Annotated in this window: 14 protein-coding genes; 2 read left to right on the top strand and 12 right to left on the bottom strand. The window is 70.8% G+C overall.

Going from position 1 to position 17,424, the window contains the following annotated elements; genetic code table 11:
• The first annotated feature begins 100 nt into the window (after window positions 1–100).
• Both FREUN1FDRAFT_RS15345 and FREUN1FDRAFT_RS15340 read left to right on the top strand, forming a co-directional pair.
• Window positions 101–1,510 (top strand): EAL domain-containing protein, encoded by a 1,410-nt coding sequence (locus FREUN1FDRAFT_RS15345; protein ID WP_035951723.1) that lies wholly within the window; start codon window positions 101–103, stop codon window positions 1,508–1,510.
• Window positions 1,507–1,815: a DUF1059 domain-containing protein gene (locus tag FREUN1FDRAFT_RS15340; protein ID WP_006541012.1), complete on the top strand. Its 309-nt coding sequence runs from the start codon at window positions 1,507–1,509 to the stop codon at window positions 1,813–1,815. Before FREUN1FDRAFT_RS15345 ends, FREUN1FDRAFT_RS15340 begins: the two co-directional genes overlap by 4 nt.
• Window positions 1,816–1,888: 73 nt before the next feature.
• Here the strand turns inward: FREUN1FDRAFT_RS15340 and leuA are convergent, their stop codons facing one another.
• From leuA to gatC, 12 genes are all read right to left on the bottom strand, one after another.
• A complete protein-coding gene (gene leuA, locus FREUN1FDRAFT_RS15335) occupies window positions 1,889–3,586 on the bottom strand; it encodes a 2-isopropylmalate synthase (RefSeq protein ID WP_050795880.1) in 1,698 nt (565 codons plus the stop codon).
• A 368-nt stretch (window positions 3,587–3,954) separates the two neighbouring features.
• On the bottom strand, window positions 3,955–4,824 hold the full coding sequence (locus tag FREUN1FDRAFT_RS15330; RefSeq protein WP_035951733.1) for a septum formation family protein: 870 nt from the start codon (window positions 4,822–4,824) through the stop codon (window positions 3,955–3,957).
• A gap of 110 nt (window positions 4,825–4,934) precedes the next feature.
• Entirely contained in the window at window positions 4,935–6,524 is a 1,590-nt protein-coding gene (serA, locus tag FREUN1FDRAFT_RS15325; protein WP_006541009.1) for a phosphoglycerate dehydrogenase, read from the bottom strand.
• A gap of 278 nt (window positions 6,525–6,802) precedes the next feature.
• The gene (gene ilvC / locus FREUN1FDRAFT_RS15320; protein ID WP_006541008.1) at window positions 6,803–7,798 is read right to left on the bottom strand and encodes a ketol-acid reductoisomerase; all 996 of its coding nucleotides are present in this window, start codon (window positions 7,796–7,798) and stop codon (window positions 6,803–6,805) included.
• 96 nt (window positions 7,799–7,894) lie between these two features.
• Window positions 7,895–8,419, bottom strand: a complete 525-nt coding sequence (ilvN, locus tag FREUN1FDRAFT_RS15315; protein WP_006541007.1) for an acetolactate synthase small subunit — start codon at window positions 8,417–8,419, stop codon at window positions 7,895–7,897.
• Window positions 8,416–10,362 carry an acetolactate synthase large subunit gene (locus FREUN1FDRAFT_RS15310; protein ID WP_369809798.1) on the bottom strand — a complete coding sequence of 649 codons (1,947 nt, stop codon included), beginning with the start codon at window positions 10,360–10,362 and terminating at the stop codon, window positions 8,416–8,418. The genes ilvN and FREUN1FDRAFT_RS15310 overlap by 4 nt, the downstream gene beginning before the upstream one ends.
• A gap of 227 nt (window positions 10,363–10,589) precedes the next feature.
• On the bottom strand, window positions 10,590–12,452 hold the full coding sequence (locus tag FREUN1FDRAFT_RS15305) for a penicillin-binding transpeptidase domain-containing protein (RefSeq protein WP_006541005.1): 1,863 nt from the start codon (window positions 12,450–12,452) through the stop codon (window positions 10,590–10,592).
• Between the two features lie 196 nt (window positions 12,453–12,648).
• Complete coding sequence (locus tag FREUN1FDRAFT_RS15300) at window positions 12,649–13,560, bottom strand: metallophosphoesterase (RefSeq protein WP_006541004.1); 912 nt, start codon at window positions 13,558–13,560, stop codon at window positions 12,649–12,651.
• A 37-nt stretch (window positions 13,561–13,597) separates the two neighbouring features.
• Complete coding sequence (gene gatB / locus FREUN1FDRAFT_RS15295) at window positions 13,598–15,115, bottom strand: Asp-tRNA(Asn)/Glu-tRNA(Gln) amidotransferase subunit GatB (protein ID WP_006541003.1); 1,518 nt, start codon at window positions 15,113–15,115, stop codon at window positions 13,598–13,600.
• On the bottom strand, window positions 15,112–15,399 hold the full coding sequence (locus FREUN1FDRAFT_RS15290; RefSeq protein WP_006541002.1) for a hypothetical protein: 288 nt from the start codon (window positions 15,397–15,399) through the stop codon (window positions 15,112–15,114). Before FREUN1FDRAFT_RS15290 ends, gatB begins: the two co-directional genes overlap by 4 nt.
• 58 nt (window positions 15,400–15,457) lie before the next feature.
• Window positions 15,458–16,990 (bottom strand): Asp-tRNA(Asn)/Glu-tRNA(Gln) amidotransferase subunit GatA, encoded by a 1,533-nt coding sequence (gatA, locus tag FREUN1FDRAFT_RS15285; protein ID WP_050795879.1) that lies wholly within the window; start codon window positions 16,988–16,990, stop codon window positions 15,458–15,460.
• 17 nt (window positions 16,991–17,007) lie between these two features.
• The gene (gatC, locus tag FREUN1FDRAFT_RS15280; RefSeq protein WP_006541000.1) at window positions 17,008–17,304 is read right to left on the bottom strand and encodes an Asp-tRNA(Asn)/Glu-tRNA(Gln) amidotransferase subunit GatC; all 297 of its coding nucleotides are present in this window, start codon (window positions 17,302–17,304) and stop codon (window positions 17,008–17,010) included.
• Window positions 17,305–17,424: the final 120 nt, after the last annotated feature.

The following is a 17,424-nucleotide window of genomic DNA, read 5'->3' as shown; positions in this document are numbered from 1 at the left end:
CAACTCCACGTAGACAGCATGCCGATCCCGCCGTAAAAGTGGTACGAAATAAACAACTTTGCTGATGCGACGTGCGGGGATACGAGGGGGTGCACGACGCATGGTTCCTCAGCGCCTGACCAGCGGGCGTTCGGCGGACACCGGCCGGCCGACGGGCCGCGGATCCGCGAGTCGAGGAGGCCACGGCGGGGTGGGAGAGGTCTCGGCGGTGGCAAAGCTCCAGCCCGCCGTGGGACCACCGGCCCGTCCCGACATCGACCGGATCCTGGCCGACCCGGACGCACCGAGCCTTGTCTTCCAGCCAATTGTGGACCTCCGGCTGGGCCTGACAGCCGGCTACGAAGCACTGGCCCGCTTCGGCGACGACCCACGCAACGCCCCGGACCTCGTCTTCGCCGAGGCTGATCGTCTCGGTGTCGCCGCCGAGGTGGAGGCGCGGGTGCTGCGCAAGGCGATCGCCGCACGGGATCACCTTCCGGATCGTTGTTTTCTCGCCGTCAACGTCTTCCCGCATCTCCTTTCCAGCCCGGAGGTCGAGTCCGTCTGGCGGACAGCCGATCTTTCCCGGCTGGTTCTCGAGCTGAACGAGGCGGTGGCCATCGACTGCTCCTCGGCCCTGGCCGCGACATCACAGGAGCTCCGCGACAGAGGTGCCTTCATTGCGATGGACGATGTCGGCTCGGGTTACGCGGGGCTGCGCCAGCTCACCTACATCCGCCCGGATTTCGTAAAACTGGACAGATCGCTCGTAACCCACATAGATGACGACCAGGTGAAGATCGCGCTGACCGAGCTGGTCGGCGGGTTCGCCAGCCGCCTCAACGGCTGGGTGATCGCCGAAGGCATCGAACGGGTGGAGGAGCTCACCATGCTCGTCGCCCTGGGCGTCCCGCTGGCACAGGGCTTTCTCCTCGGACGTCCGTCAGCCCACTGGCAGTTCCTCGACCCCTCGGTGGCCAGACGGATCCAGACCATGGCCGCGCATACCGACCGTTCCGCGCACATCGTCAGCCTGATGGAGCCGGCCCGGGTGTCCACCGGTGATCACGGGCAGTGCGCCCGCGACGCGGCGTGCCCGCCCTGCATGCTCGACCTGGCGGACGCGCCGGAGTCCCCGGCTTCGGCTACGGAAACCGGCGCCGCGCGGCAGCCCTCCGGCGACAGCGACCGTGACGGCGACAGCAACGGCGACCGCGACGGGGCCGGGGAGACGACCATCATCGTCAGCAACCGGTGCCGGCCCGTTGCGCTGCAACTTGCCGGAGGCGCCGGGGCCGCCGGAGGCGCCGGCGCAGCTGGAGGCGCTGGAGCTCAGGCACCCCGCAGGATTCCCACCTCGCTGTTCGCCCGGCCGGACGAGCCCGTGACCGAGGTGGCGCGCCGAGCCATGACCCGCCCGAAGGGGCGTCGGTTCGACCCGGTGATAATCGTGACCGAAATGGGACGACCCCTCGGCCTGGTACGGATGGAGCGCCTGATGTTGCGTCTCGCGGAGCTGTCGGCGGTATGAGGCGGAACCGGTTCTGGACCGCGCAGGCCCTGATCGCCCCGCGCCCCGTGGGTGATCCCGGCACCCGGGTCCGAGAGATCACACTGGGGCGCCCCCCGGTGATGAAGGAGTTCTACTGCGGGGCGATCATCCACGACTGTGAGACCCGCCTGGTCGCGCCCAGCGAGGACGAGATCATCGCCTCCGTCGACACGCACGCCCGGGTCGACCACGGGATGACCGACGTGCCGCTGCAGCTCACCGAGCTGGTCCGGCGCGGCATCCGCGACGTCGAGCCCACCGCGCTCAACGCGCACAACGACTGACGGCACGCACTGACGGCACGCCTGGAGCGGGCGTGGGCCCGGTGGCAGGCCGCGCCACCGGGCCCACGCCACCTCACTGCGCCGGCACCGGCGGCGCCACCCGGGCCTGGGCCGCTGCCCGGTTGACCGCGCTGATGACCGCGCGCATCGACGCCGTGACGATGTTCGGGTCGATCCCGACCCCCCAGAACACCGCGTCCCCGACCGCGACCTCCAGGTAGGCGGCGGCACGGGCGTCCGCCCCGGAGCCCAGGGCATGCTCGTTGTAGTCGAGGACCCGGATCTGCACCCCGCGGTCGGACAGCGCCGCGACGAACGCGTCGATCGGGCCGTTACCGGTGCCGGTGATCACGTTCTCGACCCCGTGCAGGCGCACCGAGACGGTCACCTCGTCCCGCTCGCCGCTCGCCGCGGTCGTCCGCGACCCCAGCAGCTCCAGCGGCGCCTCCGGGTCGCCACCCTGCGGGCGGTACTCCCGGGTGAAGATCTCCCAGAGCTGGTCGGCGGTGACCTCGCCGCCGGCGTCGTCGGTGTGCTTCTGCACCACGCCGGAGAACTCGATCTGCAGCCGCCGCGGCAGGTCCAGCGCGTACTCCGACTTCATCAGGTAGGCCACGCCACCCTTGCCCGACTGGCTGTTCACCCTGATGACGGCCTCGTAGCTGCGGCCGACGTCCTTGGGGTCGATCGGCAGGTAGGGCACCTCCCACAGGGTCTGGCCGGTGCGCTCCATCGCCTCGAAGCCCTTCTTGATGGCGTCCTGGTGGGAGCCGGAGAAGGCCGTGTAGACGAGGTCGCCGCCGTAGGGGTGACGGGGGTGCACCGGCAGCTGGTTGCAGTACTCCACCGTGCGGCGCACACCGTCGATGTCGGAGAAGTCGATCTCCGGGTCGACGCCCTGCGAGAACAGGTTCAGCCCGAGGGTGACCAGGCACACGTTGCCGGTGCGCTCGCCGTTGCCGAACAGGCAGCCCTCCACCCGGTCCGCACCGGCCATGACGCCGAGCTCGGCTGCCGCGACCGCGCAGCCCCGGTCGTTGTGCGGGTGCAGCGACAGCACCACCGCGTCGCGCCTGGTCAGGTTCCGGCTGACCCACTCGATCTGGTCGGCGTAGATGTTCGGCGTCGACATCTCGACGGTGGCGGGCAGGTTCAGGACCACGGGGTTCTCCGCCGTGGGCTCCCAGACATCCATCACCGCCTCGCAGACCTCGACCGCGTAGTCGAGCTCCGTCCCGGTGAACGACTCGGGGCTGTACTGCCAGCGGACGTCCGTCCCGTCCAGCAGCTTCTCCGCGTACTGGACGCACCAGCGCGCGCCCTGCACGGCGATGTCGGTGATGCCGGCGCGGTCGAGACCGAACACGACCCGGCGCTGCAGCGTCGACGTGGAGTTGTACAGGTGGATCAGAGCACGGTCGGACCCGGCCACCGCCGCGGCGGTGCGCTCGATCAGCTCCTCACGCGCCTGGGTGAGGACCTGGATCGTCACATCGTCAGGGATCCGATCGCCCTCGATCAGCTGACGGACGAAGTCGAAGTCGGTCTGGCTCGCCGCGGGAAAGCCGACCTCGATCTCCTTGTAGCCCATCGCCACCAGCAGCTCGAACAGCTGCATCTTGCGGGACGGAGTCATCGGGTCGATCAGCGCCTGGTTGCCGTCGCGCAGGTCCACGCTGCACCAGCGGGGTGCCCGGGTGATCGTGGCGCCCGGCCAGGTACGGTCCGGCAGCGTGACCGCCTGGAACGGGCGGTACTTCTCGATGGGCATGCCAGATGGTTGCTGAGGTGTGATCACTGTTCCTGCTTCCTCGGGTATGCGGGCCGGTTCCTCAGCGCCTGCCTGAAACTCAGCGCTGACTGAGATCAGCGGCAGGGGTACCGGTGCTGACGCACGAGAACTCCGCGACGGGGAAGCCAGCCAATATTCCGGATCAGACAGCCCGGATCAGGCCCCGCCGCGGCACCTAAGAAGAAGCAGCGCACGCATCGCCTAGTCAGCCTACCCGACGGCCGGCGAACCCGACCCGCCGCACACCGTCGCCCACGCCACCACCCAGAACATCGAATGTCAGATCCGAATGTCAGCTCCGGACGGCCGGCCGTCGGCTCCGGACGGCTGTCAGCCCTGGATAGCTGTCAGCCCTGAACGGGTGCAGGGATCACCAGGCGCCCGGACCGGGGAGTCAGGTCCTGCGAGCGGATCGTGCAGGCGAGCCCGTGCACGCCGCCTTCCCAGCTGGCCTGGTCCGGCCACACCGTCGCGACGACCCCGCTCGAAGCCACGTCGAAGGCACCCGCGGACGCCAGCAGGGAACCGCCGCAGAGGTCCGTCGCGGATGCGCTGAGCACGTCCGTGCCGGGCCAGGAGGCGTAGCCTCCAGCCCGGTCCACGACCTTCGTGATCTCGTCGATGTGAGGTTGGGAACAGTCCACCGGCACCGGGGCCAGCCTGGTCGCCGGCGCGGCCGGCCAGGCCAGGCAGTCCCCCGCCCGCAGCCCGGCGAACAGGGCCGGCGTGAGGTCGAAGCCCTGTGAAGCGGCGGCAGCCAGGCCCGCCGCCGCCCCGTTCCCTGCCAGCGATGACGGGCCGGTCGTGAACCTGGTCGCGGTGGTGGCGACCTCACCGCCGGCCCCTCGCGAGGCAAGCGTGCTGCTGGTGGCGCTGATCCCCGAGGCTGGCTGCGGCAAGGTCGCGACCGGAACGCTGCGCGCCGTCTGGCGCAGCGCTATGAAGGTGAGGCTGATCATCCCGAGCGCGAGGGTGAGCACGGCCAGTACCCAGGTGAGGCGCCTCGCCCGCGGCGCCGGACGCGGCGGGGCGACAAAGAGCCGGAAGACCAGCCCGTGCAGGCCGCGGGGCGCCGGCACGACCGTGCACCGCGCCCCGCCGGCAGGTGGAAACCGGCCCGCACGCTCCATCGCCGAGGGTTCCAGGAAGCGTGCGGACCGCACAAAGCGCTCGTCAAGCCGCACGCCCTCGAACGGATCCGGGTGCCGTGGCGCCATGTGTGTCACGGTAACGCCGGCAAGCGCCTCGGGCGTCACTTCTGCCTAACGATCAGCCGGATCAGGTCGAGTCACACCGAGGCGTCGCGAAAAAACCCCTTTGACCTGGGTCAGTCGGTGGAGATGCTGACCGCCCGCGCGTAGGACGCGCCGATGATCTTCGCGATCTCGGTCAGGATGTCCGGCGCCACCGCGTCGTCCAGGGACAGGGACATGAGCGCCTCACCGCCGGCGCTCAGACGGCTGACCTGCGCGTTGGCAATGTTGATATGGGCCTCGCCGAGCAGTGCGCCGACGGCACCGACAATCCCCGGGCGATCCTCGTAACGGAAGAAGGCCAGGTGGTTCTCGGGCCGGAGGTCCACCTCGAACCCGTCGATCGCGGTGATCTTCTCGACCTGCCGCGACCCGACCAGGGTGCCGCTGACCGAGACGGCGGTGCCGTCGGGCAGCGCTCCGCGCACCGTCACGAGGTTGCGGTAGTCCGGGCTCTCCTCGGAGGTCTCCAGCCCGACCTCGACCCCGCGCTCCTTGGCGATCAGTGGCGCGTTCACATAGGTGACCTGCTCCTCGACGATGTCGGTGAAGACACCCTTGAGGACGGCCAGCTGCAGCACCGAGACGTCATGCACGGCGACCTCGCCCCGCACCTCGACCGTGATCGCCGCGGCGACACCCCCGGCCAGGCCGGAGAAGAGCTGGCCCAGCTTCTCGGCGAGCGGCAGGCCGGGCCGCACGTCCTCGGCGACGACCCCGCCGGCCTGCACGTTGACCGCGTCGGGAACGAACTCGCCGCTCAGCGCCAGGCGCACCGACTTCGCCACCGCGAGGCCCGCCTTGTCCTGCGCCTCCTGGGTCGAGGCGCCGAGATGCGGGGTGACGACCACGTTCTCCAGGCCGAACAGCGGCGAGGAGGTGGTCGGCTCCTTGACGTACACGTCGAGCCCGGCGCCACCGACCCGGCCGGAACTGACGGCCTCGGCCAGCGCGGCCTCGTCGACCAGGCCACCACGCGCGGCGTTCACGATGATCACACCGGGCTTGACCCGCGCGAGCTGCTCGGCGCCGATCAGCCCCAGCGTCTCGGGCGTCTTGGGGAGGTGAATGGTGATCACATCACTGACGGCGAGGAGCTCGTCCAGGTCGACCAGGCGGACGCCCAGCTGGGAGGCCCGGGCCACCGACACGTAGGGGTCGTAGGCGACGATGTCCATCCCGAACGCGGCGAGGCGCTGCGCGACCAGGACGCCGATGCGGCCGAGCCCCACGACGCCGGCGGTCTTCTCGGTCAGCTCCACGCCGACGTACTTCGACCGCTTCCACTCGCCGCCGACGAGCGCGCCATGCGCGGCCGGCACCCGACGGGCCACGGACAACAGCAGGGCGACCGCGTGCTCGGCGGCGCTGACGATGTTCGACTGCGGTGCGTTCACCACCATGACGCCCCGGCTGGTGGCGGCCGGCACGTCGACGTTGTCGAGCCCGATCCCGGCCCGGGCCACGACCTTCAGCCGCGGCGCGGCGGCGAGCGCCTCCGCGTCGATCTTCGTTGCCGAACGGATGAGGACCGCGTCCACGTCCGCCAGCGCCGGCAACAGCGCGGATCGGTCGGCCCCGTCCACGTGGCGGATCTCGAAGTCCCCAGAGAGGACCTCCAGCCCGGCCGGTGAGAGCTCCTCGGCGACGAGTACGACGGGCACGGTCTGCTCCTAGTAGCGCAGCTCGTCGCCGGCCACCAGTGAGAAGGACGCAGCGGCACCAGGCCGTGCTGCGCCGCTGCCCGGGCGGACGACGACGGTGTCGAATCAGGTGGGCTTTACGGTGCGCCTACAGCCTACAGAGGACGCTCAGCGCGATCGGTTGCCCACGGCGGTGTGCCCGCTCTCACCACCGAGGGATCACAGCCGGGCACAGCCGGGCACGACCTGACACGCCGGGCACGGCCGGGCGGCAGTGCCACCCGGCCCGGCCCACCGCGTCAGTCCTTCGCGATCCAGGACATCATCGGCCGCAGCTTGCCGCCGACCTGCTCGATCGGGTGCTGCTTGCCCTCCTCGACCAGTTTGGTGAAGGTCGGGCGACCCGCGTCGTCCTCCGCGACCCACTCGCGGGCGAACGTCCCGTCCTGGATCTCGCCGAGGATCTTGCGCATCTCCGCCTTGACCGCCGGAGTGACCACACGCGGGCCACGGGTGACGTCGCCGTACTCGGCGGTGTCGGAGATCGAGTAGCGCATCTGGGTGATGCCGCCCTCGTACATGAGGTCGACGATCAGCTTGAGCTCGTGCAGGCACTCGAAGTAGGCGACCTCGGGGGTGTACCCGGCCTCGACCAGCGTCTCGAAGCCGGCCTGCACCAGCGCGCTGGCACCGCCGCACAGCACCGCCTGCTCGCCGAACAGGTCGGTCTCGGTCTCCTCGGTGAACGTCGTGCGCAGCGCGCCGGCCCGGGTGCCACCGATGCCCTTGGCGTAGGCGAGCGCGATGTCGAGCGCCTTGCCGGAGGCGTCCGACTCGACGGCGACGAGGCACGGCACGCCCTTGCCCTCGGTGAACACCCGACGGACCAGGTGGCCCGGGCCCTTGGGCGCCACCATGAAGACGTCCACGCCGGCCGGCGGCTCGATGAGGCCGTAGCGGATGTTGAAGCCGTGCCCGAAGGCGAGCGCCTTGCCCGGCGTCAGATTCGGCGCGATCGACTCGGCGTAGATCTTGCGGTGCGTCGTGTCGGGCGTCAGGATCATGATGATGTCGGCCTCGGCGGAGGCCTCCGCCGGGGTCACCACCCGCAGGCCCTGCTCCTCGGCCTTGGCCCGGCTGGTGCTCGTCTCCGGCAGGCCGACGCGGACGTCGACCCCGCTGTCGCGCAGGTTCAGCGCGTGCGCGTGCCCCTGGCTGCCGTAACCGATCACGGCGACCTTGCGGTCAGCCAGGTTCGCGAGGTTCGCGTCGTCGTCGTAGTAGATCTCGACCATCGTTGGTGAATCTCCTAGTGGGAATTACTGGTGGGCACTGCTGGTGGGCACTGCTGGCACTGCTGGCACTGCTGGTGGAAACAAAGGGGATGCTCGTCAGGCCGAGCGCTCGACCGCACGCAGGCTGCGGTCGGTGATCGACCGTGAGCCGCGGCCGAGAGCGACCATGCCGGACTGGACCAGCTCGCGGATCCCGAAGGGTTCGAGCATGCGGATGAGCGCGTCCAGCTTGTCACGGGTGCCGGTGGCCTCGATCGTCACCGCGTCCTGGGCGACGTCCACGACCTTCGCCCGGAAGAGCTGGACGGTCTCCAGCACCTGGGAACGGACCGTGAGGTCGGCCCGCACCTTGACCAGCATCAGCTCGCGCTGGACCGAGACGCTCGTGTCCATCTCGACGATCTTCAGCACGTTGACCAGCTTGTTGAGCTGCTTGGTCACCTGCTCCAGCGGCAGGTCCTCGACCGCGACGACGATCGTCATCCGGGAGACGTCCGGGTGCTCGGTGGGCCCGACGGCGAGCGACTCGATGTTGAAGCCCCGCCGGGAGAACAGGCCCGACACCCGGGCGAGGACGCCAGGCTTGTTCTCGACGAGAACCGAAAGGGTGTGCCGGGTCACAGGTTGACCTCCGCGTCGCCGGAGTAGTCGAAGTCGGGAGCCAGGTCGCGGGCGACCTGGATCTCGTCGTTGCTGGCGCCCGCGGCCACCATCGGCCACACCATGGCGTCCGGATGGACCACGAAGTCGACCACAACGGGAGCATCGTTGATGCTCATCGCCTTCTCGATGGTCGCGTCGATGTCCTCCGGGGACTCGCAGCGCAGGCCGACGCAGCCGAGCGCCTCCGCCAGGCGCACGAAGTCCGGAACGCGGGTCACCCCGGTCCGCGCCGAGGCCGGGTGGGTGCCCAGGTCGGTGTTGGAGTACCGCTGGTCGTAGAACAGCGTCTGCCACTGGCGCACCATGCCCAGCGAGCCGTTGTTGATGACGGCGACCTTGATCGGGATGCCTTCCAGGGCGCAGGTCGCCAGCTCCTGGTTGGTCATCTGGAAGCAGCCGTCACCGTCGATCGCCCACACGGTCGCGTCCGGCCGGCCGACCTTCGCGCCCATCGCCGCCGGCACCGCGTACCCCATCGTCCCGGCGCCGCCGGAGTTGAGCCAGGTGTACGGGTGCTCGTAGGAGATGAACTGGGCCGCCCACATCTGGTGCTGCCCGACGCCGGCCGCGAAGACCGTCTGCGGGCCGGCGATCTGACCGATCCGCTCGATGACCTGCTGCGGGGCGACGGAGCCGTCCGCCGGCAGGTCGTAACCAACCGGGTAGGTCTCCCGCCAGCGGTTCAGCGCGTGCCACCACGCTTCCAGGTCGGGGCGCGGCTCGGCCTGCAGAGCGACGGTGAGGTCGGCGATCACCTCCCGGCAGTCGCCCACGATCGGCACGTCGGCGACCCGGTTCTTGCCGATCTCGGCCGGGTCGATGTCGGCGTGGATGATCGCGGCCCCCGGCGCGAACGACGCCAGCCGCCCGGTCACCCGGTCATCGAAGCGGGCCCCGAGGGTGATCAACAGGTCCGACTTCTGCATCGCCGTGACCGCCGCGACCGACCCGTGCATGCCGGGCATGCCCAGATGCTGCGGGTGCGAGTCGGGGAACGCGCCACGAGCCATCAGCGTGGTGACCACCGGGATGCCGGTGAGCTCGGCGAGGACCCGCAGCTCGGCGGCCGCCCGGGCCTTGAGCACTCCACCGCCGACATAGAGCACCGGGCGGCGGGCGGCGCTGATCATCTTCGCCGCCTCACGGACCTGCTTGGCATGCGGCCGGGTGACCGGACGGTATCCGGGCAGCTCCAGCGCCGGCGGCCAGACCTCGTGCGGCAGCACCGAGGTGAGCCCCTGCAGGATGTCCTTCGGCAGGTCGACGAGCACCGGGCCCGGCCGGCCGGTCGAGGCGATGTGGAACGCCTCGGCGATCGTGCGCGGAATGTCGTCCGCCGAGTGGACCAGGAAGTTGTGCTTGGTGACCGGCAGCGTGATGCCGCAGATGTCGGCTTCCTGGAAGGCGTCGGTGCCGATCGCCGCGCTGGGCACCTGGCCGGTGATCGCGACGATGGGCACCGAGTCCATGTAGGCGTCCGCGATGGGGGTCACCAGGTTCGTCGCGCCCGGCCCGGACGTCGCCATGCAGACCCCGACACGCCCCGTGGCCTGCGCGTAGCCCTCGGCGGCGTGCCCGGCACCCTGCTCGTGCCGGACCAGCACGTGACGGACCCGGGTGGAGTCGAACAGCGGGTCATAGGCGGGCAGGATCGCCCCGCCCGGAATACCGAAGACCACCTCGGCACCGACCGCCTCAAGCGAGTGGACGAGCGATTGCGCGCCGGTGATCTGTGGAGTCTCTCTGGTCATCTGGTCGTCTTCCTTGACGGGGCCGGCAGAGCTGGTCGAAACGGCAGAGCTGGTCGAAACGGCAGAGCTGGTCGGAACGGCAGAGCTGGTCGGAACGTGGTGGTGCACGCGCCGGGCCGGACATGAAAAAGCCCCTCGTGCCGGAGGCACTGAGGGGCGGCGCGGGTGGTCGGTGACCAGTCGGTCCGACTACACGCGCTCCGAGCGTACGAGGATGCCAAGCAGCACGCGCTAAACCATCCCCGACATCGGCCACCACGTCAAGCGGGGGGTGGTGACCGGAGAGCCAGACCACACCGCGCCGGCCGGATCCCGGCGCCGGCGAGACCCCGCGTCGACCCAGGCCCGGCGGCCGGCGCGGGGCATCCAGCCCGGTCTCAGCCCGCCGCGGCGGGCGCCGTGATCTGGCCACCGTCGAGAGCGGTGAAGAACTTGGAGACCACAGGCGCGGCGGACTCGGCACCGAAACCACCGTCCTCGATGACCGTCGCGACCGCGATGTCACCGCGGTATCCGACGAACCAGCCGTGCGTCGGCGGGGGGTTCCCGTTCCCGTACTCGGCCGTACCGGTCTTGCCGCCGACCTCACCCGGCATCGGGACCCCCGCCGCCGTCCCCTCGGTGACCACGGCCCGCATGAAGTCGCGCAGCGGCCCCAGGGCCTGCGCCGGCAGAGCGTTGCTGCGCGGCGCCTCCCCCACGACGAACGGCTGGCGCCAGGTACCGCTGGCCACGGCGGCGGCGACGCTCGCCATCTGCAACGGCGACGCGGCGACCCGGCCCTGCCCGATCGACGCGGCCGCAGCCTCGACGTCGTCGCGCGGGGTCGGGAAGGAGCCGCCGACGCTGGCGATGGGCAGCGGCTCGACATCGTCGAAGCCGTACAGCTTGGCGGCCTGCTCAAGCGCGCCGTCGGGCAGCGACTGCTCCAGCCGGATGAACGCGGTGTTGCAGCTCTTGGCGAAGGCCGTGCGGAACGGGATCATCCCGAACTGCTCCGCCTCGGCGTTCTGGAACTCCCGCCCGCCGATGCTCACCTTCTCGGTGCAGTCGAGCGGGGTGTCCGCCGTCTTGCCGTTCATCAGCGCTGCCGTCGCCGTCACGATCTTGAACGTCGAACCGGGCGGATAGGACCCGCGAACCGCCCGCCCGTATCCGTTGATCGGGCGGTTCACGACCGCGAGCACCCCGCCGGTCCGGGTGTCGATGGCGACCAGCGCCCCGTTCGGCTGGGCGGCGGTGCCGAGGGCCGCCTCGGCCGCACGCTGGACGTCCAGGTTGATGGTGGTGCGGATCGCCTCGCCGTCGCTGCTCGGGTAGGCCTTGAGGGTCTTGACCGTCTCGTTGCCATCGGTGCGGACCACCACCGAGCCGCCCTGGGGCCGCAGCCGCGAGTCGTAGACCCGCTGCAGGCCGGACGCCGGATCGATCCGGCCGATGAGGTTCCCGGCGAGCTCGGGGTTGGTGTCCATGGGACGCCCGTTCACGTCCAGCAGCGCCCCCCGCTTACCGGTGGAGTCGGTGCGGTCCAGGTGCAGGCCCGGCTTGAGGTCGGGGTGCACCGAGGACGGCGCCGCCCGCACCTTCCAGGTGTCGCCGCCGGCCCGGGTCAGGCCTAGCGAACCGGAGTACGTCAGTGGCTCGGTGAATCCGGCGAGCGTCAGGGTCGCGGTGTAGGGGACGGTGGCGCTCGCCCCCGAGCGAGCCGCCTTCCCCGCGACGAACTCCGCCCTGGTGACCGAGAGCCGATCGTGAACGTCGGACATCAGCCCGACCAGTGTCGCGACCGGGACGTCGCCGTCGACGCTGACCGCGCTGACCGCGGCACCGGCCCGAGCGCGGGCCTGACCGGCCGCGGCATCGCCACCGCCGGTCCCACCGGCAGCGGCAGCGGTTCCGCCGGCAGCGGTTCCGCCGGCAGCGGCTGCGGTCCCGCCGGCTGCGGTCCCGCCGGCTGCGGTCCCGCCGGCAGCGGCTCCGGTCCCGCCGGCAGCCGTGTCGGACTCCTCGGCCGCGGACGGCGCGATCGTCAGCGCCTTCCAGGCCTCCAGATAGGCCGCGGCCACCGAGACCACCGCGCGGTCAGCCGCGCGTGCGTCCGACCGTTCCTTCAGCCAGTAGGTGAGACCGCCACCAACCGCCACCAGCACGAGCACCAGACCAGCGGCCAGCAGGCCCCGGCGCCCCCGCCCCCTGCGTCGCGACCGGGACGGACCGAACCCCGTAGGTGTGAGGGGCACGACGACTCGCCTCCCCCCATTGCCTCGCAGAACCATCCGGTGGGGCCCGCAAGGCCCGTCCACACACTACGAACGGCTTCGCGACTCCGCATCCGACGCGCCGCGCGACGTCGGCAAGCCGACACGCGGATGCACCGATGGTGGCAACACGGAGGACCACACCTTTGTCGGAGCAGCCGGGCAACCGGCCAGCCGGTCAGCCCGGCGGGACCACCGCGGACTCCGACTCGTCCCGGGTCGCGCCCCAGGGCGGGACGCGCTCACCGATCGGCGCGGGCAGGATCTGGCGCAACACCGGTCGTCGGGTCCGCCAGCTGCGCCACTCACGCGGGTAGCCCACCGAGACCTCCTCGAACCGGACGCCGTCATACCAGGTCGTCCGAGGAATGTGCAGGTGACCGTAGACCACGGCGGCGACGTTGTAGCGGGTGTGCCAGTCCGCGGTGAGCTCGGTTCCGCACCACTGCGCGAACACCGGGTAGCGCAGGATCCTGGTGGGCTCACGCACCAGCGGGAAATGGTTCACGAGTACGAGGGGGACGTCCCGGGGGCATTCGTCCAGCCGGACGCGCGTCTGCGCGACCCGAGCCCGGCACCAGTCGTCCCTGGTCGGATAGGGGTCGGAGTGCAGCACCGACTCGTCGGAGCACACCACGCCCGCCGCGTACGCCGCGGCGAGCGCCTCCTCCTTGTTCGAGGTGCCCTCGGGACGGAACGTGTAGTCGTAGAGCAGGAACATCGGCACGATGCGCACGGGACCACCCAGCCCCGTCCAGATCGGGTAGGGGTCCTCGGGGGTGAGAACTCCCAGGCCCGCGCACAGGTCGACCAGATGGCGGTAACGGGCCTCACCGCGCAGGAGCAGGGTGTCCCGGCTCAACGTCCACAGCTCATGATTGCCGGGCACCCACACGACCTGGGCGAACCGGCCCGCGAGCAACCGCAGCGCCCATTCGACGTCGTCGAGACGCTCGCCGACGTCGCCGACCACGAGCAACCAGTCATCGTCATGGCCCGGCCGCATCGCCTCGACGATCGCCCGGTTCTCCGGATGGCGAACATGGATATCGCTGGTGGCGAGCAGGCGCCCCCGCGTGGTTCCAGACATCACCGACGATCGTCGCACACTGCCGGATCCGCAGGGGTCAGGAGACTTCCAGCCGCTCCAGCAGCAACCTGCGGACGGCCGCGGCGTCCGCCTGGCCACGCATCGTCTTCATCACCGTGCCGACGAGCGGCCCCACCGCGTTCAGCTTGCCGCCCCGGACCTTGTCCGCGATGTCGGGCGCGCCCGCGATCGCGGCGTCAACCGCGTCGCGCAGCGCCGAGTCGTCGGAGACCACGGCCAGCCCCCGCGCGGCGACGACCTCGTCGGGCGAGCCGTCACCCGCGAGCACGCCGTCGACGACCTTGCGCCCGAGCGCGTCGGTCAGCTTCCCCTCAGCGACGAGCTCGCAGATCCGGGCCACCTGGGCCGGGCTGATCGCCAGTTCACGCGGCTCGACACCGGCATCCGAGGCGCGCCTCGCCAGCTCGTTGAGCCACCACTTGCGCGCCCCGGCCGGGCTCGCGCCTGCGGCCACCGTCGCCTCGACCAGCTCCAGCACCCCGGCGTTGCGCATCTCCTGCAGCTCACGGGCGGTGTAGCCGAGCTCCGCGACGAGCCGGGCCCGCCGCTGCGCCGGCAGCTCCGGCAGGACTGCGCGCAGCGCCTCGACGTACTCCGAGGTGAGCGCGAGCGGCGTCAGGTCCGGCTCCGGGAAGTAGCGGTAGTCGGTCGCCTCCTCCTTCGACCGGCCAGAGGAGGTGCGGCCCGACGCCTCGTCGAAGTGCCGGGTCTCCTGGATGACCCGCTCGCCGGCGTCCAGCAGCGCCGCCTGGCGCACGATCTCGAAGCGGACAGCCCGCTCGACCGAACGCAGCGAGTTGAGGTTCTTCGTCTCCGAACGGGTGCCGAACGGCGCGTCCGGCTGCCCTGCCGCGGGCCGGGGCCGCAGCGACACGTTCGCGTCACAGCGCAGCGAGCCCTGGTCCATCCGCACGTCCGAGACCGCCAGCGCCCGGCACAGCTCCCGCAGCTCGTCAACGTAGGCCCGAGCGACCTCGGGATGCCGGATGTCGGGCTCGGTGACGATCTCCACCAAGGGGATGCCGGCCCGGTTGTAGTCGACCAGGGAGTGGGTGGCTCCGTGGATCCGCCCGGTCGCCCCGCCGACGTGCAGCGACTTGCCGGTGTCCTCCTCCAGGTGGACCCGGGTGATCCCGACTCGGTGGATCTCCCCCTCGACCTCGACGTCAAGCCAGCCGTTCGAGCACAGCGGCTCGTCGTACTGACTGATCTGGAAGTTCTTCGGCATGTCCGGATAGAAGTAGTTCTTCCGGGCGAACCGGCACCAGGAGGCGATCGTGCAGTTCAGCGCGAGCCCGATGAGCGTCGCGAACCGCACCGCGGCCTCGTTCACCACCGGCAGCGCCCCGGGCAGGCCCAGGCAGACCGGGCATACCTGGGTGTTCGGCTCCGCGCCGAACACCGTCGCGCACCCGCAGAACATCTTGGAGGCGGTGCCGAGCTCGACGTGGGTCTCCAGCCCGATCACCGCCTCGTAGCGCGCGGTGGCGTCCTCATAGGAGGGAGTGGCGATGACGGGAGCCGATGTGCTCACCGGGATGACTCCTCTTCGATGCCGTCTTCTAGGCCGTCTTCAAGGCCGTCTTCGTGACCGCCGGCCGCCGGACGCCCAGGTGTCGTCCCCGGGCTGCCGGCCCGACGCCGCGTGTCACGGATATGGACGTAGCCCAGCGCGACCGCCGCGGGCAGGCCGATGATCCCCCAGACGAGCAGGATCGGGCTCAACGTCAGGACGCCGAGGACGAGCACCACGAGCGTGAGTCCCCAGACAATCAGCAGAAGTGCGCGGTCCTGACGACCGCTGCGCAGCTCGACCATCTCTTTCTCGTCCCTCCTCTCCTGGTGCGCTGGCCTGTTGTCTACAGCGTCGGTTTGTCTACAGCGTCGGTGCTTCGTCGAGCAGGGCGTGCCCGCGCCGGGCGTCCAGCGCGGCCTCCAGCGCCCCGCCGACCAGGTAGAGCCGGTCATCGGCGAACGCCGGCGCCATGATCTGGATGCCCACGGGCAGCCCGGCCACGAGCCCGGACGGCAGGCTCATCGCCGGCCCACCGGCGAGGTTGGACGGAATCGTGCACAGGTCCGACAGGTACATCGCCACCGGGTCGTCGACCTTGTCCCCGATCGGGAAGGCCGGCGTCGGCGTGGTCGGTGAGACCAGCACGTCAGCCTGTTCGTACGCGGCGGCGAAGTCCCGGCTGATCAGCGTCCGGACCTTCTGTGCCTGCCCGTAGTAGGCGTCGTAGTACCCCGAGGACAGCGCGTACGTGCCGAGCATGACCCGCCGCTTCACCTCGGCACCGAACCCGACGTCCCGGGTACGGCTCATGACCTCCTCCGCGCCGGCGCGACCGTCGTCCCCGGCCCGCAGGCCGAAGCGCATCGCGTCGAAGCGGGCCAGGTTGGACGAGCACTCGCTCGGTGCGATCAGGTAGTACGCCGCCATCGCATAGGTGAAGTGCGGGCAGCTCACCTCGACCACCTCGGCGCCGAGCCCGGCCAGCTCCGCGACGGCGGCGTCGAACGCGGCCTGCACGCCCGGGTCGTAGCCCTCACCGGCGAGTTCGCGCACCACGCCCACCCGCATCCCGCGGATGTCCCGACGGGCCGCGGCCTCCACCACCGGAGGTACCGGCAGCTCGACGCTGGTGCTGTCCAGCGGGTCGTGCCCGGCGATGGCCGCGTGCAGCAGGGCGGCGTCGGCGACGGTGCGGGTGATCGGGCCCGCCTGGTCCAGGGAGCTGGAGAAGGCGACGAGGCCGTACCGGCTGACCCCGCCATAGGTCGGCTTGACCCCGACCAGACCGCAGACGGCGGCCGGCTGACGGATCGAGCCACCGGTGTCGGTGCCGATGGACAGCGGCGCTTCGAAAGCGGCCACCGCGGCCGCGCTGCCACCGCTGCTGCCACCCGGAATCCGGGTGAGATCCCATGGGTTACGGGTCGGGCCGTACGCCGAGTTCTCGGTGGAGGAGCCCATCGCGAACTCGTCCATGTTGACCTTGCCGAGAATGACGACGTCGGCAGCACGCAACCGGGAGACCACAGTCGCGTCGTAGGGCGGCCGCCAGCCTTCGAGAATCCTGCTGCCGCAGGTGGTCGGCATGCCGCGAGCGGTGAACACGTCCTTGAGCGCGAGCGGCACACCGGCCAGTGGACCCAGCCGCTCCCCCGCGGCACGCCGGGCGTCCACCGCGCGGGCGGTGGCAAGCGCGCCTTCCGCGTCGACGTGTAGGAACGCGTGCACCGCGTCGTCGACCTTCGCGATGCGGTCCAGGGCGGCGAGAGTGGCCTCCTCTGCGGAAAGCTCACCTGCGGCGATCGCGGCAGCCGTCGCGGCAGCCGTCAGCCGGACGACGTCGTCCGTCCGGGCGGACTCCACGGGCGTCGAGATGCCTGAAACGTCGGTCATGTGCAGCCTGGTGCCCTTCACTCTTCCGGATCGAGAATGCGCGGCACCCGGAACCGGCCCTCCTCGGCAGCGGGCGCGCCGGCGAGGACGTCGGCGACCGGCAGTGACGGGCGAGTCACGTCCGCGCGGAAGACATTGGTGAGCGGTACGGCGTGCGAGGTCGGCGGAATGTCCGCCGCCGCCACCTCTGCGACCCTGGCCACGGCGCCGAGAATCGCCTCCAGCTGCGGTGCCAGCGCGTCGAGCTCAGCGGAGGACAGGGACATCCGCGACAGGCGGGCAAGGTTCGCGACCTCGTCCCGGGTGATCGCCATTCCGGTGGACCCCTCGTGGGCGGTGGGCACAGGCCCTACATCGGCTAGGTCGTGGCGCGCGCCGCGCGGGCAGCGGCGTACCTGGCGAAGCGCGGCGTCAGCGTGTACTCATCGTACGGG

It is taken from the genome of Parafrankia sp. EUN1f, assembly GCF_000177675.1.
Taxonomy (GTDB): domain Bacteria; phylum Actinomycetota; class Actinomycetes; order Frankiales; family Frankiaceae; genus Parafrankia.
Note: the sequence above shows the minus strand (reverse complement) of the source record. Positions and strands in the feature narration are given on the sequence as shown.

Coding starts and splice junctions, on each gene's coding strand:
- FREUN1FDRAFT_RS15290 (WP_006541002.1), bottom strand. CDS start 15,399: ATGGTCGAGCTGCGCAGCGGTCGTCAGGACCGCGCACTTCTGCTGATT.
- ilvC (WP_006541008.1), bottom strand. CDS start 7,798: ATGGTCGAGATCTACTACGACGACGACGCGAACCTCGCGAACCTGGCT.
- FREUN1FDRAFT_RS15330 (WP_035951733.1), bottom strand. CDS start 4,824: ATGGCGCCACGGCACCCGGATCCGTTCGAGGGCGTGCGGCTTGACGAG.
- gatA (WP_050795879.1), bottom strand. CDS start 16,990: ATGACCGACGTTTCAGGCATCTCGACGCCCGTGGAGTCCGCCCGGACG.
- FREUN1FDRAFT_RS15345 (WP_035951723.1), top strand. CDS start 101: ATGGTTCCTCAGCGCCTGACCAGCGGGCGTTCGGCGGACACCGGCCGG.
- gatC (WP_006541000.1), bottom strand. CDS start 17,304: ATGGCGATCACCCGGGACGAGGTCGCGAACCTTGCCCGCCTGTCGCGG.
- leuA (WP_050795880.1), bottom strand. CDS start 3,586: ATGCCCATCGAGAAGTACCGCCCGTTCCAGGCGGTCACGCTGCCGGAC.
- FREUN1FDRAFT_RS15300 (WP_006541004.1), bottom strand. CDS start 13,560: ATGTCTGGAACCACGCGGGGGCGCCTGCTCGCCACCAGCGATATCCAT.
- FREUN1FDRAFT_RS15340 (WP_006541012.1), top strand. CDS start 1,507: ATGAGGCGGAACCGGTTCTGGACCGCGCAGGCCCTGATCGCCCCGCGC.